At 33.8% G+C, this 15,294-nt stretch carries 13 protein-coding genes and 1 tRNA gene; 9 read left to right on the forward strand and 5 right to left on the reverse strand.

Going from position 1 to position 15,294, the window contains the following annotated elements; all coding sequences use genetic code 11:
* Positions 1-7: 7 nt before the first annotated feature.
* The 4 genes from gldG to FAF07_RS18405 all read left to right on the forward strand — a co-directional run bounded on the left by gldG (position 8) and on the right by FAF07_RS18405 (position 4,460).
* Positions 8-2,392: a gliding motility-associated ABC transporter substrate-binding protein GldG gene (gene gldG, locus FAF07_RS00465; RefSeq protein WP_142783239.1), complete on the forward strand. Its 2,385-nt coding sequence runs from the start codon at positions 8-10 to the stop codon at positions 2,390-2,392.
* Positions 2,393-2,477: 85 nt separating this feature from the next.
* Positions 2,478-3,596, forward strand: coding sequence for a DNA polymerase III subunit beta (dnaN, locus tag FAF07_RS00470; protein WP_142783240.1), 1,119 nt, complete (start codon positions 2,478-2,480; stop codon positions 3,594-3,596).
* A 176-nt stretch (positions 3,597-3,772) separates the two neighbouring features.
* Positions 3,773-4,279 (forward strand): hypothetical protein, encoded by a 507-nt coding sequence (locus FAF07_RS00475; protein WP_142783241.1) that lies wholly within the window; start codon positions 3,773-3,775, stop codon positions 4,277-4,279.
* Between the two features lie 10 nt (positions 4,280-4,289).
* A complete protein-coding gene (locus tag FAF07_RS18405) occupies positions 4,290-4,460 on the forward strand; it encodes a hypothetical protein (RefSeq protein WP_185956484.1) in 171 nt (56 codons plus the stop codon).
* Positions 4,461-4,837: 377 nt separating this feature from the next.
* On the opposite strand, the gene FAF07_RS00480 is transcribed toward FAF07_RS18405, so the two are convergent.
* Positions 4,838-5,176: a DUF4870 domain-containing protein gene (locus FAF07_RS00480; RefSeq protein WP_142783242.1), complete on the reverse strand. Its 339-nt coding sequence runs from the start codon at positions 5,174-5,176 to the stop codon at positions 4,838-4,840.
* 283 nt (positions 5,177-5,459) lie between these two features.
* Positions 5,460-6,308 (reverse strand): universal stress protein, encoded by an 849-nt coding sequence (locus FAF07_RS00485; protein WP_142783243.1) that lies wholly within the window; start codon positions 6,306-6,308, stop codon positions 5,460-5,462.
* A 305-nt stretch (positions 6,309-6,613) separates the two neighbouring features.
* Here FAF07_RS00485 and FAF07_RS00490 point away from each other — a divergent pair, with 305 nt between their 5' ends.
* A complete protein-coding gene (locus FAF07_RS00490) occupies positions 6,614-7,666 on the forward strand; it encodes a M28 family peptidase (protein ID WP_142783244.1) in 1,053 nt (350 codons plus the stop codon).
* Between the two features lie 61 nt (positions 7,667-7,727).
* Positions 7,728-8,732, forward strand: a complete 1,005-nt coding sequence (locus FAF07_RS00495) for a M28 family metallopeptidase (RefSeq protein ID WP_142783245.1) — start codon at positions 7,728-7,730, stop codon at positions 8,730-8,732.
* Positions 8,733-8,790: 58 nt separating this feature from the next.
* Here the strand turns inward: FAF07_RS00495 and FAF07_RS00500 are convergent.
* Positions 8,791-8,866, reverse strand: a tRNA-His gene (locus FAF07_RS00500).
* Positions 8,867-8,981: 115 nt separating this feature from the next.
* Positions 8,982-9,701, reverse strand: a complete 720-nt coding sequence (gene bshB1 / locus FAF07_RS00505; RefSeq protein ID WP_142783246.1) for a bacillithiol biosynthesis deacetylase BshB1 — start codon at positions 9,699-9,701, stop codon at positions 8,982-8,984.
* Positions 9,702-9,981: 280 nt separating this feature from the next.
* On the opposite strand from bshB1, the gene FAF07_RS00510 reads away from it, so the two are divergent.
* From FAF07_RS00510 to FAF07_RS00520, 3 genes are all read left to right on the forward strand, one after another.
* On the forward strand, positions 9,982-11,811 hold the full coding sequence (locus FAF07_RS00510; RefSeq protein ID WP_142783247.1) for an SLC13 family permease: 1,830 nt from the start codon (positions 9,982-9,984) through the stop codon (positions 11,809-11,811).
* Positions 11,812-11,848: 37 nt separating this feature from the next.
* Entirely contained in the window at positions 11,849-13,480 is a 1,632-nt protein-coding gene (gene pckA / locus FAF07_RS00515) for a phosphoenolpyruvate carboxykinase (ATP) (RefSeq protein WP_142783248.1), read from the forward strand.
* A gap of 224 nt (positions 13,481-13,704) precedes the next feature.
* A complete protein-coding gene (locus FAF07_RS00520; protein ID WP_142783249.1) occupies positions 13,705-14,385 on the forward strand; it encodes a DUF2490 domain-containing protein in 681 nt (226 codons plus the stop codon).
* A 74-nt stretch (positions 14,386-14,459) separates the two neighbouring features.
* On the opposite strand, the gene rlmF is transcribed toward FAF07_RS00520, so the two are convergent.
* Positions 14,460-15,278: a 23S rRNA (adenine(1618)-N(6))-methyltransferase RlmF gene (gene rlmF, locus FAF07_RS00525; RefSeq protein WP_246067742.1), complete on the reverse strand. Its 819-nt coding sequence runs from the start codon at positions 15,276-15,278 to the stop codon at positions 14,460-14,462.
* Between the last annotated feature and the right edge of the window lie 16 nt (positions 15,279-15,294).

A 15,294-nucleotide genomic window follows, 5' to 3' on the forward strand; every position in this document is an offset into this window, starting at 1 on the left:
TCAATACATGCTAGCCATTTTTAAAAAAGAGATTAACGCCTTTTTCGCCTCACCAATTGGCTATTTGGTGATTGCCATCTTCCTATTGCTTAATGGTTTGTTTTTATGGCTTTTTAAAGGCGAATTCAATATTCTGGATTATGGCTTTGCCGACCTATCCGCATTCTTCTTATTATCCCCTTGGATTTTGACTTTCTTAATTCCTGCGGTAACCATGCGGAGTTTTTCAGATGAAAAAAAACAAGGTACTTTAGAGTTGCTACTCACCAAACCCATAACACATACCAATATTGTTTTAGGTAAATATTTTGGGGCCTTTACTCTAATTGTTATTGCCCTAATACCAACATTACTTTACGTTTACACGGTTTATCAATTAGGCAGTCCTATTGGCAATTTAGATATGGGAAGCATTATTTGCTCTTACTTTGGCTTACTCTTTTTAATAGCTGCGTATACGGCGATTGGTATATTTTCATCTACTCTTACAGATAATCAAATTGTGGCGTTCATCACAGCGGTACTTTTATCCTTGTTGTTCTATATTGGTTTTGAAGGCCTCGCGGAGGTTTTATCAAGTACGTTCATTGAGCAACTGGGGATAAATTACCACTATAGCAGCATGAGCAGAGGTGTTATAGATACGAGTGATATGCTTTATTTTTTAAGTATAACATTTGTATTTATTGGTTTTACTGTTAGAAGTATTAGAAACCGACCTTATAACAAGAAAGACCTTTTATACTTCTTATTGTTTCCATTGGTATTACTGATTGTGAATATTTTTACGAGCACCTTACATAACCGATTTGATCTAACCACAGACCAGCGTTACACTTTAAGCGATGCCGCTATTGGTATTATAAAAGATGTTGAATCGCCAATTTCTGTAGATGTGTTTTTGAATGGTGATGATTTTCCTTCTGAATTTAGACGCTTACAAAGCGAGACAAAACAACTGCTGGAAGAGTTTGCCGAAGAAAACAAATACATCCAGTTCCAATTCATTAATCCGTTACAGGACGATGCCATGCGCGATCGAAATATGCAACAATTGAGTGAGCGCGGATTGAAACCGATGCAGCTCAGCGTAACAGAAAACGGAAAATCGTCACAAGCCGTTATCTTCCCATGGGCGCTTGCAAGTTATAATGGCCAAACGGTAACTATCCCCTTGATTAAAAATAAAATTGGGATGTCTCAACAGGAATTGGTGACCAATTCTATTCAGAATTTAGAATATGCTTTTGCTGATGGATTTTCAAAACTCACAAAAACCAAAAGTAAAAAGATTGCCATATTAAAAGGAAATAAACAATTAGATGATATTTATATTGCAGACTTTCTGAAAAAACTGGGGGAATATTATTTAATTGCGCCTTTTACATTAGACAGTATTTCTAAAAACGCCTCACAAACCTTAACGAAATTAAAAAATTTCGATCTTATAATTTCTGCAAAACCTACTGAGCCTTTTTCAGAAGAAGAGAAATATGCTTTAGATCAGTATACCATGCATGGTGGTAAAAGTTTATGGCTCATCGATGCTGTGGCCATGGAAAAAGATAGTTTGTACAACGATACAGGAAGTAATTTTGCAGTCGCAAGAGATTTAAATCTAACCGATTTTTTCTTCACATATGGTCTTAGAATAAATCCGTTACTTGTTAGTACACTCTACTCTGCACCTATTACATTAGCTATGGGAACAGGCAGTGACTCACAATTTCAAAATTTACGTTGGCCATATTCACCATTAGCAGCTACCAATAACAAACATGCTATTGTGAATAATCTGAATTTCGTCCGGTTTGATTTTGCAAATCCCATCGATACCCTAAAAAATAATATTAAAAAAACCATTTTACTAGAAACTGCTGCATTAACCAACTTAGAAGGTATACCACGGGAAATTAGTTTAGATGTGGTAACCAAAGAACAAAACCTTGAGCAATTCAATAAAGGCAAACAAGCACTCGCTATATTATTAGAAGGTCAGTTTGCTTCAAACTATAAGAATCGTATCAAACCTTTTAGCCTTCAAAATCATAAGGATTCAGGAGAGCTTTCAAAGATTATAATCATTTCAGATGGTGATGTGATTAAAAATGATGTCATTAAAAATGCGCCTCAAGAATTAGGTTTCGACCGTTGGACGGGACAGACCTATGCTAATAAAGAATTTTTATTGAACGCTGTAAATTATTTACTCGATGATACGGGACTTATAAACATTCGATCCAAGGAAATTACCGTGGTCTTTTTGGATCAGCAAAAAATAGCCTCCCAAAAAATCATGTGGCAAGTTGTTAACATCCTGTTACCGATCGTCTTACTCGCACTCTTTGGGTTCTTATTTTTATTCATTAGAAAGAAAAAATACAGCACTTAAATGTTAATAAGTTTGTTTCTTAAATTACGCTGTAAAGGATATATTTGTAGGTAGTATTAGTCAAAATTTAAACGCAGTAACTTAGATGAAATTTATAGTATCAAGTACCTATTTATTAAAGCAACTTCAAGTTTTAGGCGGTGTTATTAACAGTTCAAACACTTTACCTATTTTAGATAATTTCTTATTTGAATTAGACCATACAAAACTAACCGTTTCAGCGAGTGATTTAGAAACCACAATGGCTTCTACTTTAGATGTTGAAAGCGATAGTGAAGGTAGCGTGGCTATTCCAGCACGATTGTTACTAGATACTTTAAAAACATTTCCAGAACAACCGCTAACCTTTGTGGTTGAAGATAATAATACGGTAGAAATTAGCTCCAACCATGGTAAATATGCTTTGGCTTATGCTAATGGTGAAGAGTTTCCAAAGGCTGTCGCTTTAGAAGATCCTAGCACGACCATTGTTACAGGCGATGTTTTAGCTACAGCAATAAGTAAAACTATTTTTGCAGCTGGAAATGACGATTTAAGACCCGTAATGAGCGGCGTCTTTTTTCAATTTTCAACCGAAGGCTTAACTTTTGTTGCTACAGATGCCCACAAACTGGTGAAGTACACACGTGAAGACGTTAAAGCAAATCAAGTGGCTGAATTCATTATGCCTAAAAAACCCTTAACTTTATTAAAGGGTATTTTAGTGGCTAGTGAGGATGATGTGACTATTGAATATAATGAATCTAACGCTAAATTTACTTTTGAAAATTCTGAATTAATTTGTCGTTTAATTGACGGTAAATACCCTAATTATGAAGCGGTCATACCAAAAGAAAACCCGAATAAATTGGTTATAGATAGAACGCAGTTTCTAAATTCTGTGCGCCGTGTTAGTATTTTCTCTAATAAGACCACGCACCAAATCCGTTTAAAAATCGCTGGTGCAGAACTTAATATTTCTGCAGAAGATATAGATTATAGTAATAAAGCCGAGGAGCGTTTAACCTGTGATTATCAAGGGGACGATATGCAAATAGGCTTCAATTCAAGATTTTTAACCGAGATGTTAAATAATCTAAGCTCAGAAAATGTACAATTGGAAATGAGCATGCCAAATAGAGCAGGTATTTTAACACCCGTTGATGGCCTAGATGAAGGTGAGCATATTACGATGTTGGTTATGCCTGTTATGTTGAATAATTAATAGGCATTCCTGTAGATTCTGGAGTCTCATAATACAAAAGCAGTAATCTTAATTGGGTTGCTGCTTTTTTTTTACTCTTGGCTTTGTCAGAAAAAAATGATAACTTAGTTTAACAATCGATAAGTTTCATTGAAACTGAAACTTACCTTTGCCTTGTGCTTCATTAAAAAAACGAAATGAGAAATCAAATCTGGGCTGAATTATGTAATTTAAGATTCAAAGGCTATTGTCTGAATTTTTTAATGGGTAAATTTCAAAAATGGGATAGGAATATTAATATATTTTTAGCAGTAGCATCATCAGGAAGTATTGCAGCTTGGGCAATTTGGGACAGTAGTCCTCTACTTTGGGGAGGAATAATTGCTTTATCTCAAGTAATAACGGTGATAAAACCCTATTTCCCTTATTATAAGTATGTTAAAGAATTGAACTCAAAATATCTAAAAATTGATGTTTTAAATATTGAATTTGAGCGATTGTGGTACAAAATGCAAAATGGGTTAATTACAACTGAACAATCAGCTGACACATATTTTGAATATAAAAAAGAAATTGCAGAAATATTAAACTTCAATGATGACACTTTATTTGAAATAGGACAGAATATTAAAAATAAATCAAATTTAAGGATGAAGATTTATCTTAAAAATAATTACGGAATTGATATAAATATCAACAATTAAATATAACGATATGCCAGACAAAAAAGACAAAGGCTCTTTAAATGAAGACCAAGGAAGAAGAATTACTGAAAGACCAAATTCTGAACCTATAATTAAAAGTGACGTTCCTGATTTCGGATTTACACCTCCTCCGCCTGAACCTAATACAGACAGGACTGTGGAAGAAGGGAAAAAAGAATAACGAAAGCACAACACCGCTAAAAATAATTGCGGTTTAGTGCTAAAACAAAGGTAGTTGCGGGTTTGCTGCATCTAATTTTCCTGCGGAAAATCCTCGCACGCAAACCCGCAACTATTGTACATAAACGCTCCAAAAATAAAACAACTTTCGATTTAAAATTTAAACTAGCAAACTCCTGCGTTAAGGATTGCAGTGAAACATTTATGTTCATGAATTCATTAATATAAAATAGAAATTCATGAATAAAAGCTCGCAGTGAGGTACGAGCGAGAACTTGTAGCGAAAAGCCTGGCCCCCTTTTTGGGGTAACGCCCAAATTTTAAACAAAAAAAACGCCCACTAAAAGTGAGCATTTTATTTATCTCATAACTAATAAACTAATTAATAAAATTAAGAGATAAAGGATATTTTGGTGTTTCACCACGACTCGCTTTTACTGCATTTATTATGGGGAATATTACAGAAATTAAGCCTAAAGCTATAAATCCTAAAAGTCCCAAGCCGAATAATAATATGAGTGGGATACATAATAAACAGTATACGATTAAACTTAACTGAAAGTTTATGATGTTTTTACCATGTGCATCCATTTGATACACCTTTTCTTTTTGAGTTAGCCACAATATTAATGGTAAAATCAAACTTCCAAAACCAGTAACTAATGTAATTAACTGACTTAAATGGGCGATGACTATAAGTTGATTATCTTGTCTCATGATGATGATTTTTTGATTGATACTTATATGACGCATAGTTCATCAAAATGTTACAAAAATCATGAAAAATTAATCTATTAATAACCTAAGTTTAACACATAAACTTTTAATTATCAATTAGTTATTGAAATCCTGCAAGGTCTTATTTTGACCTTGTAGGTATTAGAATAACAAAATATACCTACAAGGTTTTCAAAACCTTGCAGGATATGAAAGAGAATTATTTGTTGTTGAAATTCAAGTTGTTGAGTTTTTGAATATGAATCGAACTCAGGTCAATAGACTAATTATCAGTATCTGACTTTAATATTAAAAGCGGAATATCTATTTTATAAGCAAAAGTTTCAACCGCATGCCTTTTAAATAAGCGTTCTAAAAAAGTATGTTTTTCACCTACCATGGCAAGCATGTCTACATCATTATTTATGATGAATTCCTGTACCGTTTCAAATAAATTAGTATTGGTGCTATTTAGAAAATCTTCAGAAGTTGCGTGACATAATTCTTTTATGGAATCTATATTTTGGGTTTGGTGGGGTGTTCTATTTTGCTCATAGTTAACATGCACGACCTTGATGTTTGAACTAAGAATCCGATGAATCTCAGACAAGGGTTTTAAAGTTTTTAAATCGTACGACGTGGAAAAACTATTTATTACAGCGATATTTTTTACTTCTTTAAATTTCGAGTCTTTTGGAATGACCAAAACTGGGGCTTTACAACGTTGAATGACTCTAACCGTATTGCTACCAAACACCACTTTTTCTATACCAGCAGCACCTTTGGTCCCCATAATTATTAAATCTATAGGTGTTTTTTCTGTTATTTGATTGATTGAATCAATAAAATTATCATAATCTACACTTGCGAAAAAGGTGTGTTTTTTATTTTTATATTTTCCTTCCGCTCGCGATATAATATTTGCAATCGATTGTTTGGCTGCCTTAATAATGGTGTTATAAATAGTAGTTGATGCTGAAACTATCAGCATATCATCAGTAATAAAGGATGATGCCTTTTGTACATTATGAATGTAGAACTCACAAGGGCTGTCTCTAAATAATTCCAAGGCATAATCAATGGCATTAAATGAATTATTTGAGAAATCCGTAGGTAACAAAATACGTGTCATCAGTTAAGAAATTGAAATCTTAGTAAAAGTATATCTCCATAAATTTATAAACTATGACAATTATCATTAAATCAGCTAATTGTGTTTTGGCATAAAAAAATGCCGACATTAAATGATATAACATGTTGTTTTTAATATAATTGATGACGTTGATTTTGAAGATATTGAAATAAATTAACATGTCTTTTCCTAGATATTAATATCTTCGTCTTTGTTTAAAATAATGTCTTTAAAATCAAAGGTTTAAAAATTATAATGTTTTGTTAACTTGCAGGCTTAAAGATGATTAAAAGTCGGACTCTAATATGAAATCGTTTTGCATACTTTTAGCCACATTTATGGTAGGTACCTGTGCCTCTCCAAGATATACTGCTAGAATTGAGAATATTAAAAATAACATCATCCTTTCAGATAGCGCACTAGTTATTAAGTATGCCAATACCATTACTTCCGAAGAACTAAAAAAACAGCTTTATATTTTTTCTTCAGATGAATTTGAAGGCCGTAAAACTGGAGAGATTGGTCAAAAGCGTGCCACTAAGTTTCTTAAAGATTATTATATTAAGGAAAATATTTCTTCACCATTAGGGGGTTCCAGTTATTATCAAACCGTGCCTGAAAGTTTTTTAAATGAAAGTAATACAGCATCTCAAAATGTCCTAGCGTATATAGAAGGGGCTCAAAAGCCTGATGAGGTAATTATTATATCGGCACATTTAGATCATTTAGGAGTTTCAGATGGTGGTGAAATTTTTAATGGGGCCGATGATGACGGCTCTGGCACAGTAGCCCTTATGGAAATGGCACAAGCCTTTCATATTGCAAAACTGGAAGGTCATGGGCCCAAACGCAGCATTTTATTCCTTCATGTAACAGCTGAAGAAATCGGCAAAAAAGGCTCTGAATACTATACACGATATCCCGTTTTTCCCCTAGAAAATACCGTTTGCAATCTCAATATAGATATGATAGGAAGAGTAGATGACGAACATAAAAACGACACGAACTATATCTATTTAATAGGAACGGATAGAATTAGCAGAGAACTGCATTACGTTTCTGAAAAAGTTAATAATACATATACTCATATTAATTTGGATTATAGATATAATATAGAGGATGAAAGCAATCATTATTATTCAAGATCCGACCAATATAACTTCGCGATACATGATATTCCAGTAATATTCTATTTCAACGGCGAGCATAAAGACTATCATGAAATCTCTGACACACCTGATAAAATAGCCTACGACTTACTTGAAAAACGCACCAAACTCATTTTTGCAACAGCATGGCAACTAGCCAATCAAACGTATCGCTTAAAAACAGATGAAAACAACGAACTGTTAAAATAGACTCAAAATTTATTGGTCTATAGCAACAATTTTGTAATATCGTCTTGTAATATCCAGTTAAATGAAAAAAACAGCACTTCTACTCCTTTCTTTTATAATGATGTCTTGTAGTACGTCACAAAATAAAAGTACAACTTCAAGTCAAGGCACCCCAAAAGTTTTCGCTAATAGCATCACCGCCACAGAACTTAAGGAAAACTTATATATGTATGCTTCCGACGAATTTGAAGGCAGGAAAACAGGGGAACCTGGACAAAAGAAAGCTGTCGAGTTTATAAAGAAATATTATATCGATAATGGCATCCCTTCTCCAATTTCTGAAGGTGATTATTTCCAAGAGATTCCAGCATCGTTTTTTAATGGAGGGATTAAGGACTCTGAGAATGTGTTAGCTTTTATAAAAGGCTCTGAAAAGCCAGATGAAATTATCGTGATTTCTGCTCATTTAGACCATATAGGTATCTCTGGGAACGACATCAATAATGGTGCAGACGATGATGGTTCTGGAACGGTAGCCATTTTGGAGATTGCCGAAGCATTTAAACAAGCCGCTGATAATGGACAATCGCCAAAGCGTTCTATTTTATTTTTGCATGTTACAGGTGAAGAAATTGGATTATACGGATCGCTTTATTATACAGATGTGGATCCAGTATTTCCGCTTGAAAATACGGTTGCTAACTTAAATATAGACATGATTGGACGTGTGGATCCCAAACATGAAGACAGCAGAAATTACGTCTATTTAATAGGTTCAGATAAACTGAGTCAGGAATTACATGATGTTTCAGAAGCTGTAAACAAAGCGTTTATTAATTTAGAATTTGATTATACGTATAATGACGATAATGACCCGAATCGCTTTTATTACCGTTCAGACCATTATAACTTTGCAAAAAACAATATCCCTGTCATATTTTATTTTAATGGCACACATGCAGATTATCACAGACCAACTGACACGCCTGATAAAATTGAATATGATTTACTGGAAACACGAACACGCTTGATTTTTCATACGGCCTGGGAATTGGCAAATCGTGAGGAGCGAATTAAGTTGGATTAATTTCGAATCTATAGAAACAAAAAAAGCCTTTCAAGAAATTGAAAGGCTTTTGCTTTTTGGGTGGAAGACCGGATTCGAACCGGCGACCCTTGGTACCACAAACCAATGCTCTAACCAACTGAGCTACAACCACCATGTAACTTGCATTTTGTAATGCGTGTGCAAATGTAATTGATTTCAATCTTTTCTACAAAGACTTTTTTTAATATTTTCTATTGTGAATCAAAATAAAATAGCCAGTTACCTTAACTACTTTAAATCGAACAAGCTATCAACAGCAACATAGCGCTCAACGGTAAAACCCTCTGCATGCTCCACACCGACCAATCGTCCTAAATCTCGGGATCTATATATTATGCTGTCCGTAAAATTTTTACTTGAAATGGGTGTCTCTGGTTCTTTGCTGTTTTTATCATAAAACTGTGTTTTATAAGCTAGTACAGAAGCCATTTTTTGATCAATAAATCCAGAAATGTCAACGGCGACATCAGGTTCTAAATTTTTCCACTGAATATAATGATATACCTGTTTAGGACGCCATGGCACCTGAGTTAAGCCAGCCTCATCTAAAGTTTCTACTTTAATCAATCCGCTTAAAAAACAGGCATTGCTCACCAAATCACTCCCCTTTCCATGGTCTATATGTCTATCGTCAATGGCATTACAAATCACAATGTCTGGTTGGTATTTTCGAATCATTTTTATGACTTCTAATTGATGATTTTTATCATTTATAAAAAACCCATCAGCAAATCCAAGGTTTTCTCGAACGCAAACACCCAAAATATGAGCAGCATCATGAGCTTCAACATTTCTGGTTTTGGCTGTGCCCCGAGTTCCTAATTCACCTCTAGTTAAATCGATAATACCCACTTTTTTTCCTTTTGAAACCTCTTTGGCCAGGGTGCCACCGCAACCCAATTCAACATCATCTGGATGTGCGCCAATGGCAAGAATATCTAATTTCATATGTTAATTCTCTTATTATGTCACTATAAAAATACGCTTTTAAGTATCATTTCTAAACACTTCAAATTGAATTTTACCAGAAATTTTACGAATATATAAAAACACACTACCACTATCACGTTTTCGTTTTCTGCATTGATAATTTAAAGAGTCCAAAACCTATAAATATTGAAAAGTGACACACTCCTTGAAAGTATGACATTAGTCATAATACGTCGTCTATATACAGTGTAATTTTATACTATATTTACTAACATATATTTAAGATATGATCTATTTAATGCTTCTCATTTTAGTTATCACCATCGGTCTCTTTGCTTGGGGGAAGTTTACACCAGATATTGTTGCATTGATTTCTATGTTGAGTTTGTTTTTAACAGGAATTTTAGACGCTACCGAAACTTTAAGTGGCTTTAGCAACCCAACCGTAATTATGATTGCCGCACTTTTTATTATAGGTGAAGGGATTGCTCAAACAGGCTGGACGGCCATGGCGGGAAAGAAATTTGTTGAATGGGCTGGAAAAAGCGTGCCAAAATTATTAGTTATCGTCACCTTAGGTGCTGGCGTATTGTCTGGATTTGTTAGTAATACAGGAACTGTCGCTACCTTGATGCCACTAACTATATCATCTGCCTGGAGCATAGGCACATTGCCTTCCAAAATGTTAATGCCTGTAGCTTTTGGTTCCAATACTGGCGGTTTATTAACCTTAACGGGGACGCCTCCAAACATTATTGCTAGCAATGCTTTAATAGATGCAGGTTTTAGAGGATTTTCATTTTTTGAATTTTCATTAATAGGTATTCCTTTATTAATTATTGCATTAGTTTATTTTAGATATATAGGATACAAACTGTTGCCTAAAAATAAAACCAATAACAAACCAGTAAATATAGAATCAACCTTACACAATTGGATTGAAGCTTATAAAATTGACACTGGTTATTACAGATTGAGAGTCAGATCCATATCACCACTATTAAACACTAAATTGGAAGAATGGCAATTTGAAAAAGAATATAATGTCTCTATTATTCGTGTAAAAAGAAGACATCCAAATGTTTTAAAAGGGATACCTGCTTTTATAGAGTTCCCTAATCCTACTACCGAGTTTCTTTACCATGATATTATTACGGTAAAAGGAGAAACTGAAGCCATCAATAAAATGATGATTACGTTCAGGTTGGGGCTTTTACCATTAGAACCTATTACCGATGAATTAAAGCATAACCTGATCAATCAAGAGGTTGGCATGACAGAAGTGATTGTAAACCCCAATTCCATGTTAGTTGGAAGAAAATACAAATTAGGAGATTACTTTAAACGATTTGGGATTCAGCTCCTAGCAGCATCAAGAAATACTAAACCTATACTAGACAAAGAAATAACTGTTAAAGCTGGTGATGCCTTTTTAATCCGTGGGACCTGGGAGCATATAGACGACTTAAAAAAGCAACACGAAAATCTAGTTATTATAGGAAGTCCAGAAGGTATGGCAAAAAACGTAGAAAGCCTTAATTCTAAATCGTATATCGCTCTAGCTGCCTTAATACTCATGATTGTGCTTATGGTCTTTAACATAGTTCCTGGATCTATTGCTGCCCTTATTTCAGCGGGAGTGGTCTTACTAACAGGTTGTGTACCTATTTCAAAAGCTTACAAAGGTATCAGCTGGACTAGTGTGGTTATGATTGCGGCTATGATACCTATGGGGATTGCGCTGCAAAAAACAGGAACCGCACAAGTTATTGCAAACGGATTGGTAAACTATTTAGGCGCTATACATCCTATACTATTACTTGGTGGTGTGTTTTTATTAACAACAACCTTTAGTCAAGTTATAAATAATTCCGCAACAGCGGTACTAATGGCACCAATTGCCATTCTAGCTGCGAGTTCCTTGAATCTATCGGCAGAACCATTTATGATAGTAGTCGCTATAAGTGCATCAACAGCATTTTTAACACCAATAGGTACAACAACAAACGCCATGGTAATGACTGCAGGTGGCTATAAGTTTATGAACTACTTAAAAGTAGGCGCACCGCTATTGCTCATGTTTTTTATAATAACACTCATACTCGTGCCAATAATATGGCCATTTTAAAATAAATTATCAATAAGAACCTTAAAATTGAATAAAAATGGAAACAACAGGAAAAACATTAAAATGTCCGGATTTAAAACAATACGGAATCAAAAATGCTAAAGTAAGTTGGAACTTAGCTCCAGAGGAGCTTCAGAAAATAACCATTGAAAAAGGCATGGGGAAAGAGACAGCAAACGGAACACTTGCCATTAACACCGGTAAATTTACGGGTCGTTCGCCTCAAGATCGTTTTCTTGTAAAAGACGATTATACGGCTGATAAAGTTTGGTGGGGAAAAACAAACAAAGCTGTTTCTCCTGAGAATTTTAATAAGCTAAAAAATGAAATTACAAAATATTTATCTGGTAAAGAAATTTATGCAAGAGATGGCTATGTTTGTGCAGAGCCAGAATATAGAACAAATATTAGAACAGTAACCGAATTACCTTGGTCTAATATGTTTGTTTACAACATGTTTTTAAGACCTAGTCAAAAAGAACTAGAAAACTTTAAAGAAGATTGGTTAATTCTTTGTGCTCCAGGATATGTTTGCCCAGAGCCAGCTGCTTTTGGTATCCGTCAAGGTAATTTCTCAATACTTGACTTTACTCAAAAAATTGCTTTAGTTGGAGGATCTGCTTATACAGGTGAAATGAAAAAAGGTATTTTCTCTGCATTAAACATGATTTTACCAACAGAAAGAAACGTGCTACCTATGCACTGTTCAGCAAATGTTGGCAAAAAAGGAGATACCGCGATATTCTTTGGATTATCAGGAACAGGAAAGACTACCTTATCTGCCGATCCAGACAGAAAACTTATTGGTGATGATGAACATGGTTGGACAGCAGATAATACTATTTTCAACTTTGAAGGTGGATGTTATGCAAAAGTAATTGACCTAACTGAAGAAAAAGAACCAGATATTTTTAGAGCGGTAAAACCAGGTGCTATACTTGAAAATGTTGTGTTTAAGGAAGATGGTGAACCTGATTATATGGATAGCAGCATTACACAAAATACACGTGTAAGTTACCCTATTCATCATATAGACAATATTCAGGAAACACTTTATGCAAACAACCCAAAAAATATCTTCTTTTTAACTTGTGATGCTTTTGGAGTTTTACCTCCAGTATCTAAATTGACACCAGGTCAAGCAGCATATCATTTTATTTCTGGATATACTGCTAAAGTAGCAGGAACAGAAGCGGGTATTACAGAGCCAGTGCCATCATTCTCTGCTTGTTTTGGTGAACCATTTATGCCATTACACCCTACTGTTTATGGAGAAATGTTAAGTAAAAAAATGACAGAAGCTGGTGTAAACGTTTGGTTAATTAATACAGGATGGAGCGCAGGACCTTACGGTGTTGGATCTCGAATAAAATTAAAATATACAAGAGCCATGATTACTGCAATCCTAAACGGAGAATTGGATAATGTTGATTACGAACAAAACTTCATATTTGGATTATTTATGCCAAAATATTGTCCTGGTGTGCCATCAGAGATTTTAGACCCCATGAATACTTGGTTACAAAAAGGAGCTTACGTTGGTAAAGCGATTCACTTAGCGCACTCATTTCACTTAAATTTTGAGAAATTTGCCCAACAAGCCTCTGAACAAATTATTGAAGGTGGACCACTAATTGATGAACATCATCACTTACACGAACACTTTTAATAGGTTCTTATTAACTGTAAAAGGAGCTCAAATTGAGCTCCTTTTACAGTTTTGTTATACTAATTTGTATTTCTGAACTTGTTTTCAGAACCTTGAATAAAAAAATTCTTGAAACCGACTATCCTCGAGGCAGAGCCATCGGAGAATTATTTAGATTAAACTTAATAATTATTAAAAGAGAACCTGAAACAAGCTCAGGTTGATGAAAAATAAAACATAAAACCATGAAGTACTTATTAATCACATTAGTGATTATTATTTCTATAACTAATGCCTTTTCACAAACAACTCCTGAAGATAAATTTGGAGCGTGGTACATGCTAGATGGCACGCATAGAATTTCAGATAAGGTTAGTATTAAAACAGGATTTCAATTGCGTTCTTTTGAAGTTTTAGATAACATGAATCTATTATTTTATTATACTGGAATCAATTACCATTTAAACAAAAAAACAACCCTAACAATTGCTTATAACTATTTGGATATTGATAGAAGTTTTTTAATTTCTGGTGAAAACCATCTTTATGAAAATAGACCTTATGAGCAAATTAGCTATAAACAGGAAACTTTCAAATTACCGATATATCATAGGTTAAGACTTGAGCATCGATTTTTAAACTTTAAACATCAACATACCACTTTAAATAGATTTCGTTATCGATTAGGAACAAAAATCAAGTTAAATGATAAGTTGTTTATAAACGTTAATAATGAAATTTTCGCTAACACGAAAGACCAAGTATTTACTGAAAATAGATTTTATGCGGCGTTAGGAATAAATATTTCAAAATCAAATAATATTCAAATAGGGTATTTAAATCACGAAATCAATAAATTGAATTTAAACCGACTACAAGTGGGTTTATTCTTTAAAACCGATTTAAGAAAGAAAAAAGAAAATTAAAATTTTAATATTTGGAGTGACGTTCAATTGATGAGGTATCGTAAGCTATATAAAATATAGTTTTCGATACTTTTTCATTTAAAAGTCCAAGCTACTATTCTTGAGATTTTATTTCCCTGGCTCATATTAATCGTTTTAACATCCGTTGCTCCTAACTTTTTTAGAGAGGTATACATCCCTTTTACTAAATCTTTTTTTGACACTAATATGGTAAACCAAATACATTGTGTTTTAAACAAAGAACTTTCATAAAGATAATTATGAATAAAAGCTTTTTCTCCGCCTTTATACCACAACTCGTTTTGAGTTCCTGAAAAGTTTCTAACAACCTTGTCTCCTTCCCTATTTAAGCCTTTTAGTTTTTTAGTAGTTACCTCTAAAGCTTCAGCTTCTGATTTATAAAATGGCGGATTACACATCGATACTGAAAACTTTTCGTCATCTTTTAATACACTTTTAAAAATTTGAGTGTCATCTTTTTGATGTCTTAAAGAAATGGAATCACTAAACCCATTTTTATCAATAATTTTCTGTGTATGATTTAATGCATTATTGTCAATATCTGTGGCTACAAAGTCCCAGCCATATTCGGCATGCCCTAAAATAGGATAAATGCAACTCGCTCCTGTGCCAATATCTAGAACTTTAATTTCTTTTGTAATCCCAGATTTTTTTAATAAATCTGAGAGGTTATGAATATAATCGACACGTCCAGGAATTGGAGGGCATAAATTCGTGTCTGGAAATTGCCAAAAATTGATTCCGTAATGTACTTTCAATAAAGCCGTATTCAAAGCTTTTACGGCTTTAGGATGTGCAAAATCAATAGTTTTTGTTTCGTATTTATTTACGAATACAAACGGTTCTAAATCTGGAAATGCCTTAAGTAACACATTAAAATCGTAACCA

This window comes from Changchengzhania lutea (genome assembly GCF_006974145.1).
Taxonomy (GTDB): Bacteria; Bacteroidota; Bacteroidia; order Flavobacteriales; family Flavobacteriaceae; genus Changchengzhania; species Changchengzhania lutea.